Below are 21,529 nucleotides of genomic sequence, written 5' to 3'. Positions count from 1 at the left end.
TAATTAGTATCCTAATAATTTCTTTTTGACTGATTAGGAATTATACAAGGGGCGTATATGTGGATGATAAATTGAATATTATTGTATAAAAATGGATATTATAGCATTAAACGAAGGCATTTATGCCGTTAATAAACAAAAGCAATTTACAAATGTTACCCATAAAAATGCTGAACAGATAGATGCTAAAAGTTTGAAAATGGCAGTATGTCCGTTTTTGGTGATTACCAATAACGATGTTATTCTGCTAGATGCTGGCTTGGGCTTTTGGCAAGACAATCAGCCACAAATTATCTATCTGATAAAGCAAGCGGGGTATGAAGTCCACCAAATTACCAAAGTATTGCTTTCGCATTTGCACAAAGATCATCTTGAAGGCATTGGATATTTTAAAGACGATGTTTTTATTCAAAACTTTCCCGATGCTACCATCTATCTTCAAAAAGAAGAATTGGAATATGCCTTAACCCAACCAGATAATCCATCTTTTAACCAAGCCATTTTAGCGCAATTAGCGTTACTCCTTAATTTACATTTTTTAGACAATCATAAGGGACTTATAGACAACTATATTTCGTATGAAGTAACGGGTGGGCATTCGCTCTTTCATCAAGTGTTCTGGATTCAAGAAGCCTCGGACCAAGCCTGGGACATTGTTTTTTATGGAGCAGACAACCTTCCGCAAGAGAGTTACCTAAGATTTCACCTAACTTATAAAAGCGATTTTGATGGCAAAAAAGCAAAGGAACTTAGGGAACGATGGGAACAACAAGCCAAAGAAGAACATTGGTCAGTATTGCTTTATCATGATATTGAAAATAATATTTTGAAGTTTTAAATTGTATTTCCTTTTCTATTAGCAGGTGACTTAAGTCACCTGCTAATAGAAAAGAATAACAAAGCACATCTGAGCAAAACATTTAGCCACAATACGTGAACGTATTGCTGTCGCATATCTTGTTGCTGACAATACCAATAAGTGCGAGAAATCTTCAAAACCCTTTCTATTAGCGGGTGACTTAAGTCACCCGCTAATAGAAAGGGTTTTGCTAACAATCTTACTTTTGAAGAGAACAAGATGCATAATTCGGTTGGGCAACTGCTATTCTGTTTGAAAAACCATTTTACCATACCGATATCTACTCAACTAATCTTCAAAGCATTAGCATACGATTCCTCAGGCATTGATGTTGGAAAAAACACTTTAAGTCCCTCGTTAGTTTGTTCAAACTTTAATGCCTGATGGGTCGATAATAACACTACCTGATTAATTTTTGATGAACGATACGGGCTGTTTGCTCCAAGACTTTTAATAAGCACTTCTCCTGTCGTTGGCCATCCCATCACCGTAGCAAACAGGTTTTCACCCTTTACTACAAACCGAATATCCTTATCTGTAAATGGCTTACCTTTGCCTTCATTAAAGCCCTGAGCACTTAATGCCGCCGCTCCTTCTTGTGCAGGGCCTTCACCAAATATTTTCCAAGGGCGTGTGCCATAGATACTATCTCCATTCGCCCTCATCCATACGCCTATGTCTTCCACCACTTTACGTTCTAACTCGTCAATAGAGCCATCTCCACGCAAAGGAATATTCAACATCAGGTTACCGTTTTTACTGACTACATCAATTAATGTATGGATAACCGTTTTGGCTGATTTATAACCCTTACGGTCGTAGAGTCCACGATTATAGTGCCAGTCGCCAATACAAGTATCGGTTTGCCAAGTAAATGGCTCAATGCTGTTGCTTTGTCCTCTTTCTATGTCCCAGATGATGGCTTTCCGTTGGTTTTCATCCAAGATTTTACCATTAATTACCCCTGTTAGTTTACCCTTATCTTTAATGCTTTTATTATATAAGTGTGCAGTAATTCGCAAGCCAACATCGCTAATAGGCCACATAGGCAATTGTGAATCATCAAAATACACAAGGTCTGGACTGTATTTATTGATTAAATCTATCGTCCTGTTATAAAACTTCTCGATATAAGCTTGGGTAGGAACAGCCACCCCATTACCCCAATGCCACTGCTTGTGTATCATCCCATTGTCCAGACTATTTTCGCTCAACGGATGGTTTTGGGCGTATAGTTCCTGAGGGTCTAGTCCTTCCCACCATTTTCCCTTGCCATCTTGCTTAGTAAGTTTACCATCATAAGGTACACCAGCGTAAGGCCCGTTTTTATCAGATCTCTGGGCGGTTTCAAGCCAACTCCACGCATGAGCGGCGTGTACACTTACTCCAAATGGCAAACCATTTTTCTTGGCTGCTTTTGCCCAACCTCCAATGATGTCTTTCTTGGGGCCTACCTTGGTAGCGTTCCAGTTTTTCTGATATTTACTATCATAGAGATCAAGGTTATCATGGTGATTCGCCAAAGCCATAAAATACTGCGCACCACAGTTTTTATAAAGCGACACCAATTCTTCAGGATTCCACTGCTCGGCTTTCCAAACATTGATAACGTCTTTGAATCCGAAAACCGAAGGGTGTCCATATTTTTCAAGATGGTACTTATATTTTTTGCTCCCTTCCATATACATCTCTCGGGCGTACCAGTCGCCTGCCTCTGCCTGACATTGAGGCCCCCAATGTGCCCACATTCCAAATTTTGCATCACGGAACCAATCGGGTGTCTGGTAACTTTGAAGAGATTCCCACGTAGGTTTAAATGGTCCAGAAGCGATGGGTTCTAATCCTTTGTGGTTTTCAGCGAAAGGCAAGATATTGTTAGCAAAGCTTTTGGATGCCAAAAGACTAGGTATCCCTAAGGCAAAGCCTTGGAGAAGTTTTCTTCTATTCATGTTAAACGTTTTTTCGGTTTAATCTTGTTTTACTTGATACCTACAAATTTATCAGCTACGGATTGTTATTTTTTTGTATAAATTTGACAGATTTTTGCACAATTCCGACTATTGCTTTTCAAAACCTGATAGGGTATGACATGACTTTGTGGGTGAAGTCCTCTAATCATTCTCGTTCTTAAAGGGAACAGGAGCGTATAAACATATCGGGTAGCCGATTCATCATTAAATCTAAAGTGTATTGCGAAGATGTTAATTAGAAACTATTTTTCTTTACTGAATGTAGACTACGTTAAACTAGATACTAGCTGGAACTTCAATAATGTAATTAGTCCCTACTATCGTTTATATTATATTGATGGTGGAGAAGGGACGATTTCAAACGCAGAAGGAACGATTCACTTAAAAGCAGGACATCTGTACCTTATTCCTAGTTTTACACTGTGTAACCTTACCTGTAACAATTTTCTGAGTCAGTATTTTATCCAGTTTTTTGAAGAATCACCCGATGGTTTATCGCTGTTTACGCATTCCAGAACAGTGATGGAATTAGAGGTGACTGCGACAGACATTGCTAATTTTCATCGGATTTTAGCCATTAATCCTGGACGAGGCATCAATAGGTCAGACAACCCGAAGGTATATGAAAAAGACATTTTTTATAAGGAATACCAACAGTTGAACAACCTACAGAGTATTTCTATTCGCTATGAAACTCAAGGGATTCTGTTTCAATTGATTGCACGATTCCTTGCTCCGCCTGCTTTCAAACACCATCAGATAGATGTTACTCCATCTGTCATTATGGATGCCATTAGTTATATCCAACTTAATATCAATCAGCAGCTTTCGGTCAGTCAACTAGCCAATCGTGCCAATTTGAACGTAGATTATTTTTCAAGGATATTTCATCAAAGTTTGGGTAAAAGCCCCATTAAATATATTCTCGAAAAACGCATTGAACGGGCTCAATACCTTATCACCACGACCAACAAACAGTTTATCGATATCGCTCAGGATACTGGCTTTGATAACCTACAATATTTCTCAAGGATTTTTAAAAGAATCACAGGGCTGACACCTGGGGAATATAGAAATCAGAGTTGGAAGATGGGATTTTAGACTGGAGGACTTTAGGGTTATTAGACTTTAGGACTTGAAGATATTAGACACAAGATAGTAGATACAAGATGTGCTTGCCTAAAAATCTCTGCAAATCAGCGTATCAAATCAGCGAAAATCTGCGGGTATAAGATTTAAGGATGCAAAATAGCTAAGTGTTATAGATAGTTAGCTCATAAAATGGTAATAAGCAACAAAAATAGGCGGTCTTCCACAGCTTTTAAAAGAGCAAAAAGATTTTTATTGTCAATTTTCTACTCCAACAATAAAACTCAAAAATGCATTATTTCACGTTAAAATATGAAGTATTCTGTAAGATAAAGTCAATATTAATGGTTTATAATATGTATTATTTTACAGCAATTTGCCATAAAACAATACAATATCAAGAAAATATATACTAAAAACACTTATCGTTCTTAAAAGAATAGGTTTTCCAGTTTTTCTTTTATATTTGTTGAGCCTTGCGATAAAATAATGCTAACTAGTTCTAAAATATGGAGTTAATAATCAACTAAAAATATCAACAATTTAGCCTATAAGTTCCTTTTCATTACGAGTAATTCCCGCTAAACATTACGAATACCCGCTGCATAAAAATAAGATTCTATGCTAAATACCGTCAACAGACTGAGCAACACGTAATAATTGATGCCATCAATTATTCATTATCGCTAAACACTATAAAATAACACATATATAAACTATGAGACTAGAACAGTTAACATTTACAAGGTTTTTGGCAGCAATTTCAATTGTTGTATTTCATTATGGCAAGGATATTTTCCCATTTAATCATGTTACAGTAGATTTTTTATTCAGACAAGCTAATATAGGAGTAAGTTATTTTTTCATCCTCTCGGGATTTGTAATGATTATTGCATACGGCAATAAAGAAAAGATTGAATTTGGAGATTATATCAAAAAAAGGTTTGCACGAATTTATCCCGTATATTTCTTAGCTATATTAATACTCTTAGCCTCTTTAGTACTTCGACATAAACCAATTGATTATGAAGGATTAATACTAAATATTATATTAATTCAAACTTATATTCCTGGATATGCATTATCATTTAATTCCCCAGGATGGTCTCTATCGGTAGAGATGTTTTTTTATGCTACTTTCCCTTTTATTTTTAACTTTTTCTATAAAAAATATCCTCTTAATAAAGTAGTCATTCCAATTTTTGTTTTCTTTACTATTAGCCAAATCGCTTTTCATGCGTTGAGATATTCTTCTTTTTATGATGGCGCTGGTACAGAAAGTCATGAATTCCTTTACTATTTTCCATTGATGCATTTAAGTGAGTTTTTAATAGGAAATATTGCAGGGATATATTTTTTGCAGGGAGTTAAAGAAAGAAACTATGATTTGCATATTATCGGGCTAACCATCTTATTGTCAATTCTCTTGAAATTCAACATTGGTATCAATTACCATAATGGCATGTTAGCATTCATTTTCATTCCATTAATAATACTGATTTCTGCCAATAATGGCGTACTAACAAAAATATCAAACAATAAAGTTTTGGTATTTTTAGGAGAAATAAGCTATAGTATCTATATCCTGCAAGTACCAATATTCATTTGGGCTGGTGGAATTATTCAATACCTTAATATACAGAATCCAGTTGTGGTTTTTTATTTAAGTTTAATCATTTTAATAGTATTTTCTGGGCTTAGTTATACCTATTTTGAAACTCCGCTAAGAAAAATAATCAACAAAAAGCGTGTAAAACTTTCTCTAAGTAGCGTTAAGGAAAGTGTTTAATATCAAGGTTTGTAGTTAATCACTCCAACTTTATCAAAGAAACGGGATGAGCTGTACCACTAAGCTGGCATAACTCATCCCGTTTTTTGTCAGGATTTGATGGCTGATATTTCAGGCATGATGCCTGTTAATAGTCGTCACTCGTAAAATACGAGCGACTGCGTTTCTTTACTTTTAGGGCGTGACTTAAGTCACGCCCTAAAAGTAAAGACTGAATATTACTTCTTCAAATAAGCCTCTATTTCTTGTAAACTCAACGTATTAAACGTCATATCAGTAGTCAATCCCCCTTTGCGGGCTACCGCTACGCCATAGTGCATATCAAAATAACCCTCCATTTCATGGGCATCGGGATTGATGGATAATTTTACGCCTTTCTCTAAGGCATATTGTATCCACCGCCAATCTAAATCTAAACGATACGGACTAGCATTGATTTCTATCACTACATTGTTGGCAGCACAGGCATCTATCATTTTCTGATAGTCTACAGGATAACCTGCTCTTGATAACAACAGTCTGCCCGTTGGGTGTCCCAAAATAGTAGTATAAGGATTTTCGATAGCACCTATTAGCCTCGACATCGCTTTTTCTTCCGTCATTTTTAGATTTTGATGGATAGAAGCCACGATATAATCAAAGCTTTGGAGTACATCATCGGGATAGTCTAAAGCACCATCGCCCAAAATATCAGACTCAATCCCTTTCAAGATTTTAAAAGGGCGGTCGGTCATCAAAGCATATTGCTGATTCAGGCGGTCTATTTCGGCATGTTGCTCAAAAATCCTTTCCTCCGAAAGCCCTTTGGCATAAGATGCCGTTTTAGAGTGGTCGGCTATACCTAAGTATTCAAACCCCAATTCACGACAGTAATCTGCCATTTCTTTTAGGGTATGTCTACCATCTGAGTAGGTAGAATGATTGTGCAAAATACCCTTTAGGGCATCCCACGTAATCAATTCCTCATTCTGATGTTTTTGAACCCAATCAAACTCGAAATTGCCCTCACGCATTTCGGGAATGATATAAGGTACATTCACGCTAGCATAAATGGCTTCTTCCGATTCAAAGCTTTCTTTTTGAACCGTCTTGAGTAAATGCTGAGTAGCCAAATGTTTGGGCGAAGCCGAATAGATAAACACTTGGTTGACAAACTGTGCTGGCGAACAAATCAATATTTCAATGTCGATGCCTTTGCCTTCAAAATGTCCACGCCAAGCAAATGGCGACGACGATTTTTCGTCTTGTTGTAGCATCGGTAAGGTATTGATAAATTGCTGCACTTCCCAAGGTTTGTCATGCCCCACTACTAGCTGAATGCTTTCTACGATTTCGTTTTTGCGTCTGACATCACCAACGATTGACACCTGTTCAAAATGTCCTTCTAGTTCGTCGAATAATACTTGAGCCAACTCTTCTCCTTTCTCCATTCGAAGTTTCCCTGTATTCGACTGTGCGTACAAGATAGATTCTTTGATGGTATTTTGGATTTTCTCACCGAAGCCCTTCAATTTTGCTACATGACCGTTTTCACAAGCTATCAACAATTCGCGGGTATCGGTAATATTGAGTTCTTTCCAAATCGCCCGTACTTTTTTGGGGCCAATGCCTTTGATGGCAAGCATCTCCAACACACCTTCGGGCGTGCGAGCCAACAATTCAGAAAGCTCTTGGCTAGTACCCGTTCGGGCGATTTCCTCAATTTTTGTCGCAATACTTTTCCCAACACTTGGCAAGGTTGATAATTGAGCTACCGACATATTGAGTAAATCTTCGGTAGTTTTATCCAAAGCACGCACTGCAAAACCAAGGTTTTTGATTTTGAATTCGTTTTCGTCGTGTAATTCAAGCAGCTTTACCGTCAGTTCAAGTAAGGCGACAATTTCTTCGTTATTCATTAAGCTTTCATTTATGATTGATTCGCTTGATCTGCCAATTGGCTTTCCTGTTCGGCCAATACTTCGGCTACGGGTCTGAAGTTACCTTTTTTCAGTAGCTCGTTTTCAGGAACATACGGACACACCTCTAAAATAGTAGTAATGTTGATATCTGTAATCAGATAATCGTTTAAATTTCCTAAGTTTTTTACCAAAGCCTCGTACACCTCTTTTGGATTTTCAGCATTGATTAACATCATGTGGGGTACTTTCTTTTCTTTTTGTGTTTTTTCGTCGAAAGTGATGTATTGCACCTTGGCTTTATACCAGATTTCTGAGCCATTTTCTTCAAAGAAAACTTCGCTCAGCTTCATTTTAGTCAAATTAATCAACTGAAAGTCAGGTGTATTACTTGCCACTACTTCAAACATCCTAGCTTCTGCTTCGGTATAAGAAACGGCATCTACCAAGTATGCCTCATTGATTGTTTTTAAAGAACCCGCTTCATCTTCACGTTGGTAACGTATTTTACCTAAATACCAAGTTGCCATATTTTGTTTTTTAAATTAATAAACAAAACCTCACCCCCGACCCCTCTCTTTGAAGGAGGGCTCTTAAGTTCTATAAGCTAGTCTTTATACTCATTTCCTATTAGCGGGTGACTTAAGTCACCCGCTAATAGGAAGGGTTGAAACTTAACAACCCTACTCTCTCAGAAGAGAGCAAGATGCTTAATTAGCTGAGGGGTGAGGTTCCCTATACAAAACTATCAAGACTTCTGGAGTAATACAATTGCTTGTCAATAACTTCTTGCAACCCTTTTATGCTTTTTGGCATCTAGGATATTAAACAATTTGGCAGACTCCCTGATTATCTTGGTTTTATTCATTAATTTAGTTACCTATTTTCAATAAAATCTCTTCAAAATTTATTTAACAATATGGAATCAACAAGCGTTTTTAATCCTGCTGTGCACACCCAGCAAAGTAAAACAAGTTTTGCTAGCCTCCTTTTGGGTATTCCTATGTATGTATATGTGGTAGCTATTTGTTCGTGCTTGGTTATCAGTGGCATCCTATGGGATATTGCATGGCACATGACGATAGGAAGAGACGGATTGTTCTCTGCTCCACACAATTTAATTTACATCGGTGCTGCCTTCGCAGGTATTATCTCAGGTTTTCAGGTACTCAAGACTTCGTTCTGGGGTAATGCTGCTGAAAAAGGTAAGATGGTTAACTTCTGGGGTATTTTTTATAGCTCTTTGGGCGGAATGCTCTGTATTTGGGGAGGTTTTGCAGCAGGGACGTCTGCTCCTTTTGACGACTGGTGGCATAATACTTATGGACTAGACGTTCAGATTTTCTCTCCTCCACATACTGTATTGTTGCTGGGTTTGATTGCCATTCAAATCGGTGCCATGATTATGGTGTTAGCGATTTTGAATAGAAAAGAAAAAATAGCGCGTTTAAGTACCGAACAAAACAAAGCCCGCATAATTCGTTTACGTTGGATTTTTATTTTTACTGCAGGCATGGTATTGGCTACAGCCTATACGTTTATGTTTGAATTTCTGGGCAGATGGAATATGCACGGTGCATTGTTTTACCAAATAGGTTCGGCATTATTCCCGATGTTGATTATTGCTTTTTCGCGTGCTTCTGATACCAAATGGGGTGCTACTTATGCAGCCTTGATTTATATGGTTTATTATATCGCCATCAATGCTACCCTCAGAATCTTTCCAGCCGAGCCTTTATTGGGGCCAATTGCCAACCCTGTTACTAATTACCAAACTACTGCATTTCCTTTATTATTGGTTTTTCCAGCATTGGTCATTGATATACTAAAAGTAAAATTCGCGAGCCAAGACGATTGGGTATTGGCCGCCTTAATGGGCTTTGGTTTCCTCGCCACTTTCTTGATTATCCAATATCCAGCAGGTAATTTCTTATTAGAATCGCCTTATGCCCGCAACTGGTTTTTCCAATCAGACGCATGGTCGTATAGCAGTGATGCCGACTGGCAATATCGTTATAAATTTGCTCCTTGGGATGTTACCACAGGCGTATCTGCATGGGCTACTGGCGGATTAGTGGCTTTGGTACTTGGTGTTTTATCTGCCAAAGTAGGTTTAATGTGGGGAAAATGGATGCAGAAAGTACAGCGGTAGATTTATAGCTTTGAGTTGTGAGCAATGAGCTTTCAGCTAAGTAGCAATCCGAATAGAAAATACCTGTAAACGGTAACCGCGAGGGTTACCGCTACGGGGTTTATGTAAAAAACCATACTTTAATACTTTACCTGCCTTAAAAAAATCACTATGAAAAAAAATATTTTAAACAGTTTATTCCTACTGCTTTCTTTATGTATTACCTACAGAAGCCATGCCCATATCGGTAGCTCGGGTGTTGTTTTTGAAGGCAATGCAGGTAAATATGCCTTACAGGTGTATGTACAACCGCCAGATGTAATTCCCGGAACGGCCAAAGTAACCGTCATTACCGATGGTAACGATATTCAGAAAGTACATATTAAGCCTATTTATTACTGGTTTGGCAACGAAGGATCTCCTCGCTCAGACGAGGCTTTTCCCGTAGCCAATCAGGCAGGACGCTATGAAGGTCAAATCTGGCTAATGAACTCAGGTGCCGCCAGTGTGCAAGTAGAGATTACGGGCAACCGTGGCAAAGGCACCATGATTGTCCCTATCGTGGCCATTGCTACTGCCAAACGCGAGATGTTACCATCGTTAGGTTGGATGTTGGCAGGGTTGGGATTACTATTGGTGGGTCTGCTAACAACCATTATCGGAGCCAGTACGAGCGACAGCTTACAGGCTGTAGGCGAAAGTAGTAATGACGCTACGATTAAAAAAAGAGTCAGAGGTTCAGTAATTGGAGCAAGTTTTTGTGGTGTTTTACTTTTTGTGGGCAATAATTGGTGGAACGGACTGACGGACGACTATAAAAGAGAGTTGTACCAACCTTATACAGCCAATACCAAAGTAATAGAAGAAAACGGCGTATCGGTATTGAAATTACAGATTGATAGCAATTCTGTCAAAAGACGTTGGCTGAGTTATGCCATTCCTGACCACGGTAAACTGATGCACTTGTTTTTAATAAGAAAGGGAACGATGGATGTATTTGCCCATCTGCATCCTACTAGAAAAGATACTTTAAACTTTGAAGCCCAAATGCCCGATTTGCCTGCGGGTAAGTATTTGTTGTATGCAGATGTGATGCGCCTACAAGGTTCGCAATATACCATTGCTGATACGGTTGAAATCACAAAACAAATTGTAAATGGCAAGGCCACAAGCTCTTTAAAAGACCCCTATGATGCCTATGCCATTACTAATCCGTTGAATACTAAAGAGACTACCGTAAAAAGTGACTTGATAACTATCTGCGGTACGCCTGGGGTAAAAACTAAATTGCAAGATGGCTCAAGTATTGTGTGGGAAGCTGACCCTAAAAAGCCTTTGATGACGGGGCAATTCTATGATTTAAAGTTTAGTATCGTAAGTCCCGATGGAACAAAAGCCCAGCTTGAACCTTATTTAGGCATGATGGGGCATGCTGCCGTCGTCAAAGATGATGGTTCGGTATATATTCATTTGCACCCTACGGGAACAGTTTCTTCAACATCGGTTGCAGTGATGCAAAAAAGATTGGATGAAACATCTACCAAACCGATTTTTTTGCCAACAACTGCTTTTAAAGATAGCGTAGATAAAATCATAACCAAATTGAGTGTGATGTCAGAAGCTGAAAGAGATAATTTTCTGATGCCTAATATGTTACATAGTACCCAAAAAAGTGAACATCATAATACAGTAAACTTCCCTTATGTATTCCCACAGGCAGGAAACTATAGAATTTGGCTACAAGTAAAAAGAAATGGTAAAATCCTGACGGGCACTTTTGATGCAAAGGTGATTTAGGGTTTAAGGCTATCGGACTTCGGATATCAACTTTCGGTGTATTACTATTTGGAGTCATGCTATGAGGGAATTAATCTTCGATATCAAATTCCTTGCTCTTAGAGATATTTCAAAGAGCAAATAGAAAAGATTTTTATAATTAGATGGTATGATAAAATATATTTGCGTTGAAATCCAAGGGTGTGATATTACTAGTCTAAAATATTATAGCTACAAGGTTTTGTAATACCAACAGATATTTATAAATTCAAAACGAGATGCTGAAATAATGCTACGATTAATCAGCAAGCATGATTAAACAAAAAAAATGATACACTAAATTATATTTCACCTATGGGACTATTTGACTTTTTCAAAAAGAAAAACGACAACACACCACTACAAGAGATTGAACCTAATCTCCCTCAACTACAATTTGTCAGCCTTTTTTATGAAAGTAAACCAACGCTTGACAAAGAGCTAATATTGGCAGAATTAAACACAAGATTTACAGTAGTAGATACTTCCGAAGAAGAATCACCACTTGTTTTTTTCTTCCCTGACTTTATGGTGAATTTAAACGAGGCTTCAATTCCAGCACAGGGTGCAATTATAGAAGTAGATACAAAAATCAATTTGGATAGATTTTCAACTGCTTTCCAACAATCTTGGCATTGGTCAGAAGCTGAAAGTATTATGCAAAAATGTAATTTTGAGATCAATCTGACAGACTTAATGTCAAAAACTCTACCTCCACAAATAAGAATTCTTTTTTTTCAAAAATTCATCATCTCAATAATAAAAGCTACAAAACCTACAGCCATTTATTTTAAAAATAGCGATAAATTACTTAATCCTTCAGACTTTTTAGAGAATTGTGATATAGATAATGGCTCATATCTTCATGGTGCTATGAATATTAGACTATTCAATATTACCAACAATGGAAAAGATGAAATAATAATGGATACTATTGGGCTTCATGCTTATGGAATGGCAGACCTTGAATGTAGGTTTAGTGAATATAATCCAAATGATATTTCAGGAATATTGCATAATGTAGCCTATTATATTTTTGATAGTGGCGACAGCATAAGAGACAATTCTACCATTCAAGGAGTCGGCAAAAATCCAATATGGAAAACAAAATATGCTGACTCAAAAGTTAGTCCACAAAGGTTGGTTGTTGAGGTCATTCCAAATTAATTATAACATATTGTATCTGTTGAGTAAAACTAAAGACACCTCTTCACTGAAAGCTTACAAACAAAAACCCTGAAAGGATGATAGCAGTGCCACCCTTTCAGGGTTTAACATGATTAATTATCATTAATGGCTATAATCATGTCATCCCTTCGGGATTTTTCTAGTTATTAGCTTTCGAGTATCAGACTCTGTTCAGTTAATGAAATAATAAACCCTAAAATGGTGAAAGGATTATAGGAAGGGAATAAAAGGGCTAGTACAAAATCCTGAAGGGATGATAGATACTGCCTAGCTTTCTGTTATTGAGTTTGGTTACTTTGACAACTCATGGCATGACTTTGAGTCATGCCATGACTAATACACCGAAAGCTGATACCCGATGACTGAAAGCCAATGACCTTATACCCGATAAAGCTGACGACCGATACCCCACAACCGATAGCCAACATATATTTACCACAAAAAAATCAAAAAAACATCCTACGTTTCCTTTTCATTTCTACCTTTGCAGTCAAGTTTAATCAGGAGTAATCTTGTTGGAAACAAGCAAGCTTATTCGCTAATTCTCATATTTTCAAAAGGTAGAAATGGAATACAGAATAGAAAAAGACACGATGGGTAAGGTACAAGTGCCTGCCAATGTTTACTGGGGAGCTCAAACGCAACGTTCAATCATGAACTTTCCTATTGCTCAAGACATCAACAAGATGCCAAAAGAAATTATCCGTGCGTTTGCCTATTTGAAAAAAGCGGCAGCTATCACCAATTTCGAGGCTGGTGTATTGGCAGAAGATAAGAAAAACCTTATCGGACAAGTATGTGATGAAATCTTGGAAGGCAAGTTGGACGACCAATTTCCTTTGGTAGTTTGGCAAACTGGTTCGGGAACACAGTCGAATATGAACTGTAACGAAGTTGTTGCTTACAGAGCCCACGTAATTAACGGTGGAGATTTGTTGGATGAAACAAAATACATTCACCCGAACGATGATGTAAACAAATCGCAGTCGTCTAACGATACTTTTCCAACGGCGATGCACATTGCGGCATACAAGATTTTGGTAGAAGTAACTATTCCGGGCATCACCAAATTGCGTAATACGCTAGATGCTAAAGCAAAAGAATTTAAGGATGTAGTAAAGATTGGTCGTACCCACTTTATGGATGCTACGCCTTTGACTTTAGGACAAGAATTCTCGGGTTATGTTTCTCAGCTTGACCACGGTTTGCGTGCAATCAACAATACGTTAGCTCACCTTTCTGAGTTAGCCTTGGGCGGTACTGCCGTAGGTACGGGTATCAATACGCCAAAAGGATATTCTGAAAACGTAGCAAAACACATTGCTGACCTAACGGGCTTACCATTTATTACAGCTGAAAATAAATTTGAAGCCTTGGCTGCACACGATGCTATCGTGGAGGCTCACGGAGCGTTGAAAACAGTAGCGGTTAGCTTAATGAAAATCGGTAATGATGTTCGTATGCTTTCGTCGGGTCCACGTTCGGGTATTGGAGAAATCTATATTCCAGATAACGAGCCAGGTTCATCTATCATGCCAGGAAAAGTTAACCCAACACAGTGCGAAGCGATGACAATGGTGTCGGCACAGGTAATGGGTAACGACGTAGCAATCGGTATTGGCGGTTCGATGGGTCATTTTGAATTGAACGTTTTCAAACCTGTTATGATTTTCAACTTCCTACACTCTGCTCGTTTGATTGGCGATGTTTGTGTGGCCTTTAATGATAAATGTGCAGAAGGCATCCAGCCACTACACGAAAACATCAAAAAACACGTAAACAACTCGTTGATGTTGGTAACGGCTTTGAACACTAAGATTGGTTATTATAAATCGGCTGAGATTGCTCAGACGGCTCATAAAAATGGCTCAACTTTAAAGGAAACTGCTATTGCTTTAGGTTACTTAACAGCAGAAGAATTTGATGCTTGGGTGAAACCAGAAGAAATGGTTGGTGATATTAATGTATAGTTTTTTTGGCTGTAGGCTTTAGGCTGTAAGTAATAAGCTGTGCTATTTTTTAACAAAGTCCGTCTTAATGATGGACTTTGTTGGTTTTATTGAGTTACCTCATATAAATATTTTAATGGGAAGCATAAAATTTAGCATTAAATTTATACTTTGTAATCTAACATCTCTCTAACAAAATAACATGAATCTAAGATACTTATTTGCCTGCATTATTCTCTTTACCAATGCTTGCTTTAGCCAAGAAACAACATCTACCAAGATTTTCGACCAAACAGCGCTACTCAACAAAATAGCGTTTTACAATCCAAAATACGACCAGCCAAAATTCAGTTGTGGTTTTCTATTAAAATACAATAACGAGACTTTTGCCGTTACCGCTAAACACGTATTACAAATCATCAAGCCAGATGAAATGAAAACCCTTTCTTTAGGAAACTTCATAAAAAGCTGGTCACTATTTCCTTTAGACCAACCCAATGAGTTTGTGAATACTGATGCGCTATTGAATGAAAGTAAAGACGAGTCATTGTCAGATAAAGCATCACTCAATGAAGACTGGCTACTTTTTTCTATCAAATCAAATTTATCCAAAACGAAAGTATTAGAAGTAAGAACTACGCCACTTGTTCAGGGAGAAAAGCTTTATGTAATTGGCTGGACCAGAAAAATGGAAACAGGCAAACAAAGAGTGTATGAATTTGAATATTTCAAAACACTTAATAATCGTATACTGCTTAAGGACATTATTGTCCCAGAAAAATTTGGAGGATTAAGCGGTGCACCTTTAGTAGACGAGCAAGGCTACGTGGTTGGCATTGTATCTAATGGGACGGTTGACCCAGATTCTAACAAAAGATATTTTTCTCCTTGTGCATTAGATGGACTTATTACTTTTATCAAGAAGTATCAAGGGAAGTAATTGTTAAGTAGTAAATAGTGAATGGTTCGCCGTTGTTCGTGTCTCCACGAACAACTCTAAGAAAATTTACAAAACTCAATTAGTTATGCAATATTCGAGTATGCAAATAGGTGTCCCATATTTTTACACCGCCACCATTTTAAATTGGCAAAAATTATTAAAGCCTGATAAGTATAAGGATATTATTATCAGCAGCTTACGGTATTTAGTAGCTCAACAAAAAATTAAAGTATTTGCATTTGTTATTATGCCAAATCACATCCATCTAATTTGGACAATGTTAGCTAAAAATGGGAAAGAGATGCCAAATGCTAGTTTTATGAAATATACAGGACACAGGTTTTTAGAAGATTTATCATTAAATCATCCGAAAGTCTTATCCTATTTTGAAGTAGAATCTGCCAATCGTAAATATCATTTTTGGCAAAGAAATAGTCTTCCAATTGCTTTGTATTCACCAACTGTTTGGCAACAAAAAATTGACTATATCCACAATAACCCTATCGTTGAAAAATGGAGTTTAGCTGATTTACCTGAAAACTATAGATATTCCTCAGCCAAATTTTATGAACATACGATAGATGAATTTGGAATATTAAGCCATTGGCAAGAGTAATTCAGATTAGTAACTTAACGAGAAAATTGTTCGTGGTGACACGAACAATGGCGAAGTCCTTAGGCGTCTATACTATGGCATGACTTTAAATTAATTTGATAATAAACAAATCATCTGTCAGTCATGCCATGAGTTTGAATTAATTTATTAGTCAGAATATAAAAAAACTTCAAAATCAGAACGCTATGCTGAATAAATATTATAACATATTCCTTTCTGGACTCCTTATGTTAATTTTTTCCTTTAATAGTTTCAGCAATTCTCCAAAACCATCTGTTCAGGAACCTAGATTCTATCAATTGAAAAAAGACATTGAGAAGGTTGTCAAAAACTACAATGGACTATGTGTTGGATTAGCATTTATTCGCAAAGAAAAACCCGACATGATTTTCACCATGGGTGAAAATAAATCTGTTAGTAACAATAACATATCTCAAAACACCATCTTCAGGACTGCCTCTATTTCAAAAATGTTTATAGCATTGGCCGTTCTTAAACTACAAGAAGAAGGTAAATTATCGCTTGAAAATCCAATTAGAGACATAATACCAGAGGTTAAGTTTGATAACCCTTGGGAAAAAACTCATCCAGTTCGAATAGTTCATTTGCTTGAACATACTACTGGTTGGGATGAAATGCATTTAGTAGAAATGGTTCATAATGAAGCTCGACCTATCGCTTTAAAAACTGCCTTGGCTTTTCATCCACATTCGAGAAAATCAAGATGGGCACCTGGTTCAAGAATGTCTTATTGTAATTCAGGATATGCAGTAATGGCCTATATTGTTGAAAAAATCAGTGGAATGCTGCACGAAAAATATATCACTGAAGCTATTTTGAAACCACTGAGAATGGAGCATACCACTTTTTTCAATGATTCATTATATAAACAATGGAGTGCTAAAACTTATAATTGGGCTATGAAAAAAGTAGATTATAAGAATGAGTTGTATCGCCCTGCTGGTGGATTAAATGCCTCGCCAAAAGATATGGCTCAATTACTAAAGTTGTTATTAAATCGAGGAAAAGTCGACTCTCTTATGCTATTTAAAAAAGAGTCTATTAATAGCATGGAACTGCCCAAAAGTACTCCTGGTGCTGAAGCAGGACTAGCTTTGGGGTATGGGCTTGGTAACTTTACGAGTATCTATAATGGTTTAACTTATCATGGTCATGATGGGGCTATGGATGGTGGACTTTCACAACTGGCCTATCTACCCGAACATGGCATTGGGCATGTAATATTATTGAATGCCAATAATGCACAGGCTATGCAACAAATTATAGCTTTAATCCGTGATTATGAAGTAGAAACGCTTTCGATTGCTGAACAACATGCACCCACTTACACAGGTCAGATAGCTATCAATGAAGGTTATTATCTTGCCATCAATCCACGAAATCAAAAATTATTTTATCAGGACGCACTTTTTGCTGGCATTGCAAAAATAGCAATCCATGACAATAAGGTTTTCAAGTCATGGCTAATTCCTGGAGCAATAACTACTTATCATCCTATCTCCCCTACTCAATTTACCCATAGTTCAACCAGAAAAATTGGTTTAGTAAAAGCAGTAGATTCCAATGAAGGCGAAGTATTGTATACAGAGGATTCAGTGCTAAAGCCAATTTCAACGTTCAGAGTATTCGGTCAGTTAGCTTTATTTGGGCTTTGGGTAGTGATGATTATTACCACATTCAGTATTTTTTTCATCCTAGTTATTTTATACGCAATTAACAAAAGAAAATACAAAGCATCAATGCGAATAAGTTTGTTGCCTATCATCTCAAGTTTACTGATAATACTAACTTTTGCATTACCTTTTTGGAGGATTGACAATATCGATTTACTATTTTCCAAACCTACATTTCTTTCGATTGTACTAATGAGTTGTTCAATCCTTTTTGTGGTGGGTGCTGTAGTTTCAGGTTTTATTATTTACAAATCAAGCAAGCTGAGTCCTTATAAAATGATTTATTACCCAATTTGTTTGCTTACTTTTCTGCATATCCTTGCGTCAGTTTATCTATTATATTTCGGATTTATTCCAGTGATTACTTGGGCATGATAAAAGTGTGGTTTTGCTGATAAATCCTACCGCATGTATACTCATGGCATGACTGACAGATAAGTTGATTATTATCAAGATACTTTAAAGTCATGCCATGAGTTTGAATTAGATTTTGAGCTTTGACAACTTTTTAAAAAGTTGTCAAAGCTCTCTTAATTTATAGTCACAAATTTAATAACAAACATCATACAAAGACTTCAACAAATAATTCCCATATTTATCATGTGTACTTTATTCTAAATCCTAAAAGCATACACAGCTCACTCTAATCACACTAAACTTATAAACCAAATCATGCATAAGCCCGATATTTTGCACACCTTAAACATTATTATACATATTACTGCGGGAGCAGTCGCCTTATTATTGGGGCTATTTGCTTTACTGACAGCCAAAGGTGGTTTGAAACACAAAAAGATTGGTAAACTCTTTCTTATATTGTTAACGGTAGTGGTTTTTACGGGATTAATTGGTGTTTTTGTATTTGGCAGAAATACATTTTTGTTGGTGATAACGGTACTGAGTGCCTATCAGGGTTTTTCGGGATATAGAACATTACAGACAAAGGCTAACCAACCCAAATTGCTAGATGTGGCCGTTGCTCTTCTTTCGCTAATGACGGTTGCTTATTTTTTATATTATTTCAAATCTATTGGGATGATATGGTCGCCTATTATCATTTACAGTACGGTTGGTGCTTTAATATTTTTAGTTTCTTACGATTTCCTTCGTTATCTAATTCCAGCACGCCAATACAAAAACCTTTGGCTCTACGAGCATATTTACAAAATGATTGGCGCATTTACTGCTTTGTTAGCTGCTTTTACAGGAACAGTTTTTATAGATTACCAACCCTTTAGCCAGATTGCACCCTCGGCATTAGGCATTTTATTGCAGATAGGCTTTATCGTATATGCTATTAGGGAAACTAAAAAGCTAGGGATAAGAGCTATGTGAAAGTTTTTTTTGTAAATACTTAATGGCAGAAGATTTAGCGGTGGACTTTGGAGTTGCCCGTTTTTTTTATTTGTATTCTTTCAAACGATAACCGCTAAATCTTTTATCATAAGACAACATACCGTATAATAAGTTTTTAGAAATTAGTTATTAACTTGGGAATTGTGGAGAAAAATGATAATTTATGGAGGAGTTTAGTTGTTATTATGCTATTACAAAAATAATATGTCCATAAAGTGCTATAAAATTCTCGAATATTAGTGAGGTAAGAATAACATACTCTAAAATAGAGTAATTTAAAAAACATATAATCAATAATAGAACTTTATGCAAAAAATTGACTTCGTTAAAAACCTTGAAATAATAGTTGAGAAATTTAAATCGGATGACATTGTGAATCTGTTTATGAATGGATTTAAAAATCCTGGAAATTCATACAATTATGATTTAATCACTCCCTTTCTTTTTATGTCTAAAAGTAATTACGACCAAATGAAGAACGATATTCGTTTTTCGGAGATTCTTACAACTCTGGATGCACAAAATATTTTTGAAGAAGATAATCTTTCAAATCTAACAAAAATATTACGAGTTAGTACTGCTGAACATATTATGATAAACTCAAAGGCTATTGCTCTATACAATTTTCACAATACTTTAATAAAAACTTCAAACCTAACAAAAAATATATTACAAAGTAAGACAATAACCGAAAGCTTAACTAATGAAGTTGATAATGGAGTAGTTATTTTTCAAATCATAATTGAAGAAGAAGGATTAGAAACTCAACAATATATTAAAATATTTACCGCTCTTAATGAATTAATTGAAACTATTAGTAAAATAGTCAATGAAAAAGATCAAAAATCTGAAATAATTTTATTAGATAGTGGAAGCGATTCTAATATTGGTATCAAATCAGGAATTGAAACAGCGAAATCACTATTTCTTATCTTTAAAGAAGTATGGGATTTCGTTACAAATTTTCAGTTTTATAAACAAAAACAAAAAAGCCAAGCTCTTTTAGATAGTTTGACAATACGTACTGAGATTCAAAAGAAAGTTGACGAAGGTATCTTGACAAAAGAAGAAGGCTTAGAGTATATATATATGATTAAAACAAGAACGGACGATTTAATTGGTATGAAAGTATTACCAAAACAAATTGTTCTAGAAAGTAATAAAATCGAAAACAAAAAACTCTTATCTGAATTTGGGGGTATGAAAATGTTATCAATAGGTGAACAAAGCTAAAGTACAAAACTTGAAATTTACTAAAATGATAGCCTATAAATTGATGTGACAATATCAAAGCCACCTCTTCTACAATTTAGTATAAAAATCCGTTATATCTTCAACTCAAAAACCATTAATTATAAATCTATAATTTAATCAAAACAAGAGACAATGGCTAATAATAAAGAATATAAAAAATCTCTGGAAGATGAAATTGATTGGAAAATAATTGACCAGTTACATACTGCAACCTTAAATTTTTCGACTACAAGTTTAGAATTAGAAAAGCTATTATTTGTTTTAATAGGGATTGCTGTTCCTTCACTTATAAAATTGGCTGGCGATAAACTTGATACCTCTTTGTTCATTACAATTTATTTAATTGCGATGACATTTTGGTTTTTAGATAGCTTTACATATTTCTATCAAGAAAAATTGAGAGAAAAATGGATAAACATTTTAGTCAAATAAAAACAAGAAATAGAGAAATGCTAATTTTAACAGATAAAAAAAATGACGACTTTACATTGGAAAATAATAGAACAAGTACAGATAGAATAACGCGTTCTATTACAAATCATTCTGTAAGAATTTATATGCTAGTAGTAGTACTTAATACAATTGCATATATTTTATATTTAGCAGAGATAATAATATGAACATATTTGTAAGTTATACCACACGTAACAATGAAGTAACAATAGAAACATTAGAGAATTTATCAAATAAAATAAATTTATTTGGTAAAGTGTTTATTGACCTCATAGACAATAATTCTAATGATAAGCAAAGTAGAGTTATTGAAGAATTAAAATCAACCAATTTATTGATATTAATTAAATCACAAAGTATTTTAAATTCAGAATGGGTAAAGTTTGAGTTGGATACTGCAAGTAAATTGAGTATACCTATAGTAGAACTTACCATCACAGAAATTGATGATTTAACAGAACAAGAAATAGGAAACAGAATTGAAAAATATTCTTAATAAGAACCAATTATCAACGCACAGGCTTAGCG

General features: G+C 35.9%; 17 protein-coding genes. 14 read left to right on the top strand and 3 right to left on the bottom strand.

Annotation, left to right across the window (positions count from 1 at the left end; all coding sequences use genetic code 11):
• Window positions 1-91 precede the first annotated feature (91 nt).
• Window positions 92-838: an MBL fold metallo-hydrolase gene (locus AC1RNE_RS17910; RefSeq protein ID WP_492802765.1), complete on the top strand. Its 747-nt coding sequence runs from the start codon at window positions 92-94 to the stop codon at window positions 836-838.
• Window positions 839-1,143: 305 nt separating this feature from the next.
• On the opposite strand, the gene AC1RNE_RS17905 is transcribed toward AC1RNE_RS17910, so the two are convergent.
• Window positions 1,144-2,808 (bottom strand): alpha-L-fucosidase, encoded by a 1,665-nt coding sequence (locus tag AC1RNE_RS17905; RefSeq protein WP_492802763.1) that lies wholly within the window; start codon window positions 2,806-2,808, stop codon window positions 1,144-1,146.
• Between the two features lie 249 nt (window positions 2,809-3,057).
• On the opposite strand from AC1RNE_RS17905, the gene AC1RNE_RS17900 reads away from it, so the two are divergent.
• Together AC1RNE_RS17900 and AC1RNE_RS17895 are read left to right on the top strand one after the other, a co-directional pair.
• Window positions 3,058-3,930 carry a helix-turn-helix domain-containing protein gene (locus AC1RNE_RS17900; protein WP_492802761.1) on the top strand — a complete coding sequence of 291 codons (873 nt, stop codon included), beginning with the start codon at window positions 3,058-3,060 and terminating at the stop codon, window positions 3,928-3,930.
• A 706-nt stretch (window positions 3,931-4,636) separates the two neighbouring features.
• The gene (locus tag AC1RNE_RS17895; protein WP_492802760.1) at window positions 4,637-5,707 is read left to right on the top strand and encodes an acyltransferase family protein; all 1,071 of its coding nucleotides are present in this window, start codon (window positions 4,637-4,639) and stop codon (window positions 5,705-5,707) included.
• A gap of 218 nt (window positions 5,708-5,925) precedes the next feature.
• Here the strand turns inward: AC1RNE_RS17895 and AC1RNE_RS17890 are convergent, their stop codons facing one another.
• Together AC1RNE_RS17890 and AC1RNE_RS17885 are read right to left on the bottom strand one after the other, a co-directional pair.
• A complete protein-coding gene (locus AC1RNE_RS17890) occupies window positions 5,926-7,605 on the bottom strand; it encodes a helix-hairpin-helix domain-containing protein (protein ID WP_492802758.1) in 1,680 nt (559 codons plus the stop codon).
• A gap of 11 nt (window positions 7,606-7,616) precedes the next feature.
• The gene (locus tag AC1RNE_RS17885) at window positions 7,617-8,135 is read right to left on the bottom strand and encodes a DUF4494 domain-containing protein (RefSeq protein WP_492802757.1); all 519 of its coding nucleotides are present in this window, start codon (window positions 8,133-8,135) and stop codon (window positions 7,617-7,619) included.
• Between the two features lie 389 nt (window positions 8,136-8,524).
• Here AC1RNE_RS17885 and AC1RNE_RS17880 point away from each other — a divergent pair, with 389 nt between their 5' ends.
• From AC1RNE_RS17880 to AC1RNE_RS17830, 11 genes are all read left to right on the top strand, one after another.
• Window positions 8,525-9,757, top strand: a complete 1,233-nt coding sequence (locus tag AC1RNE_RS17880) for a hypothetical protein (RefSeq protein WP_492802755.1) — start codon at window positions 8,525-8,527, stop codon at window positions 9,755-9,757.
• 150 nt (window positions 9,758-9,907) lie between these two features.
• Window positions 9,908-11,533 (top strand): DUF8832 domain-containing protein, encoded by a 1,626-nt coding sequence (locus AC1RNE_RS17875; RefSeq protein WP_492802753.1) that lies wholly within the window; start codon window positions 9,908-9,910, stop codon window positions 11,531-11,533.
• Between the two features lie 333 nt (window positions 11,534-11,866).
• Window positions 11,867-12,718 (top strand): DUF4261 domain-containing protein, encoded by an 852-nt coding sequence (locus tag AC1RNE_RS17870; RefSeq protein ID WP_492802751.1) that lies wholly within the window; start codon window positions 11,867-11,869, stop codon window positions 12,716-12,718.
• Window positions 12,719-13,305: 587 nt separating this feature from the next.
• Window positions 13,306-14,709: a class II fumarate hydratase gene (gene fumC, locus AC1RNE_RS17865; RefSeq protein ID WP_492802749.1), complete on the top strand. Its 1,404-nt coding sequence runs from the start codon at window positions 13,306-13,308 to the stop codon at window positions 14,707-14,709.
• 181 nt (window positions 14,710-14,890) lie between these two features.
• A complete protein-coding gene (locus AC1RNE_RS17860) occupies window positions 14,891-15,628 on the top strand; it encodes a trypsin-like serine protease (RefSeq protein ID WP_492802748.1) in 738 nt (245 codons plus the stop codon).
• Between the two features lie 85 nt (window positions 15,629-15,713).
• Window positions 15,714-16,244, top strand: a complete 531-nt coding sequence (locus AC1RNE_RS17855) for a transposase (RefSeq protein WP_492802746.1) — start codon at window positions 15,714-15,716, stop codon at window positions 16,242-16,244.
• Window positions 16,245-16,543: 299 nt separating this feature from the next.
• Complete coding sequence (locus AC1RNE_RS17850) at window positions 16,544-18,313, top strand: serine hydrolase domain-containing protein (protein ID WP_492802745.1); 1,770 nt, start codon at window positions 16,544-16,546, stop codon at window positions 18,311-18,313.
• A gap of 297 nt (window positions 18,314-18,610) precedes the next feature.
• Complete coding sequence (locus AC1RNE_RS17845) at window positions 18,611-19,273, top strand: hypothetical protein (RefSeq protein ID WP_492802744.1); 663 nt, start codon at window positions 18,611-18,613, stop codon at window positions 19,271-19,273.
• 327 nt (window positions 19,274-19,600) lie between these two features.
• A complete protein-coding gene (locus tag AC1RNE_RS17840) occupies window positions 19,601-20,527 on the top strand; it encodes a hypothetical protein (RefSeq protein WP_492802742.1) in 927 nt (308 codons plus the stop codon).
• A 153-nt stretch (window positions 20,528-20,680) separates the two neighbouring features.
• The gene (locus AC1RNE_RS17835; RefSeq protein ID WP_492802740.1) at window positions 20,681-20,980 is read left to right on the top strand and encodes a hypothetical protein; all 300 of its coding nucleotides are present in this window, start codon (window positions 20,681-20,683) and stop codon (window positions 20,978-20,980) included.
• Window positions 20,981-21,164: 184 nt separating this feature from the next.
• Window positions 21,165-21,497 (top strand): TIR domain-containing protein, encoded by a 333-nt coding sequence (locus AC1RNE_RS17830; protein WP_492802738.1) that lies wholly within the window; start codon window positions 21,165-21,167, stop codon window positions 21,495-21,497.
• Window positions 21,498-21,529: the final 32 nt, after the last annotated feature.

The sequence above is a fragment of the Arcicella sp. GW822-FHT02H01 genome, assembly GCF_058802005.1.
This window is presented reverse-complemented; position numbering and strand designations above follow the sequence as displayed.

Coding starts and splice junctions, on each gene's coding strand:
- AC1RNE_RS17910 (WP_492802765.1), top strand. CDS start 92: ATGGATATTATAGCATTAAACGAAGGCATTTATGCCGTTAATAAACAA.
- AC1RNE_RS17905 (WP_492802763.1), bottom strand. CDS start 2,808: ATGAATAGAAGAAAACTTCTCCAAGGCTTTGCCTTAGGGATACCTAGT.
- AC1RNE_RS17900 (WP_492802761.1), top strand. CDS start 3,058: ATGTTAATTAGAAACTATTTTTCTTTACTGAATGTAGACTACGTTAAA.
- AC1RNE_RS17895 (WP_492802760.1), top strand. CDS start 4,637: ATGAGACTAGAACAGTTAACATTTACAAGGTTTTTGGCAGCAATTTCA.
- AC1RNE_RS17890 (WP_492802758.1), bottom strand. CDS start 7,605: ATGAATAACGAAGAAATTGTCGCCTTACTTGAACTGACGGTAAAGCTG.
- AC1RNE_RS17885 (WP_492802757.1), bottom strand. CDS start 8,135: ATGGCAACTTGGTATTTAGGTAAAATACGTTACCAACGTGAAGATGAA.
- AC1RNE_RS17880 (WP_492802755.1), top strand. CDS start 8,525: ATGGAATCAACAAGCGTTTTTAATCCTGCTGTGCACACCCAGCAAAGT.
- AC1RNE_RS17875 (WP_492802753.1), top strand. CDS start 9,908: ATGAAAAAAAATATTTTAAACAGTTTATTCCTACTGCTTTCTTTATGT.
- AC1RNE_RS17870 (WP_492802751.1), top strand. CDS start 11,867: ATGGGACTATTTGACTTTTTCAAAAAGAAAAACGACAACACACCACTA.
- fumC (WP_492802749.1), top strand. CDS start 13,306: ATGGAATACAGAATAGAAAAAGACACGATGGGTAAGGTACAAGTGCCT.
- AC1RNE_RS17860 (WP_492802748.1), top strand. CDS start 14,891: ATGAATCTAAGATACTTATTTGCCTGCATTATTCTCTTTACCAATGCT.
- AC1RNE_RS17855 (WP_492802746.1), top strand. CDS start 15,714: ATGCAATATTCGAGTATGCAAATAGGTGTCCCATATTTTTACACCGCC.
- AC1RNE_RS17845 (WP_492802744.1), top strand. CDS start 18,611: ATGCATAAGCCCGATATTTTGCACACCTTAAACATTATTATACATATT.
- AC1RNE_RS17840 (WP_492802742.1), top strand. CDS start 19,601: ATGCAAAAAATTGACTTCGTTAAAAACCTTGAAATAATAGTTGAGAAA.
- AC1RNE_RS17835 (WP_492802740.1), top strand. CDS start 20,681: ATGGCTAATAATAAAGAATATAAAAAATCTCTGGAAGATGAAATTGAT.
- AC1RNE_RS17830 (WP_492802738.1), top strand. CDS start 21,165: ATGAACATATTTGTAAGTTATACCACACGTAACAATGAAGTAACAATA.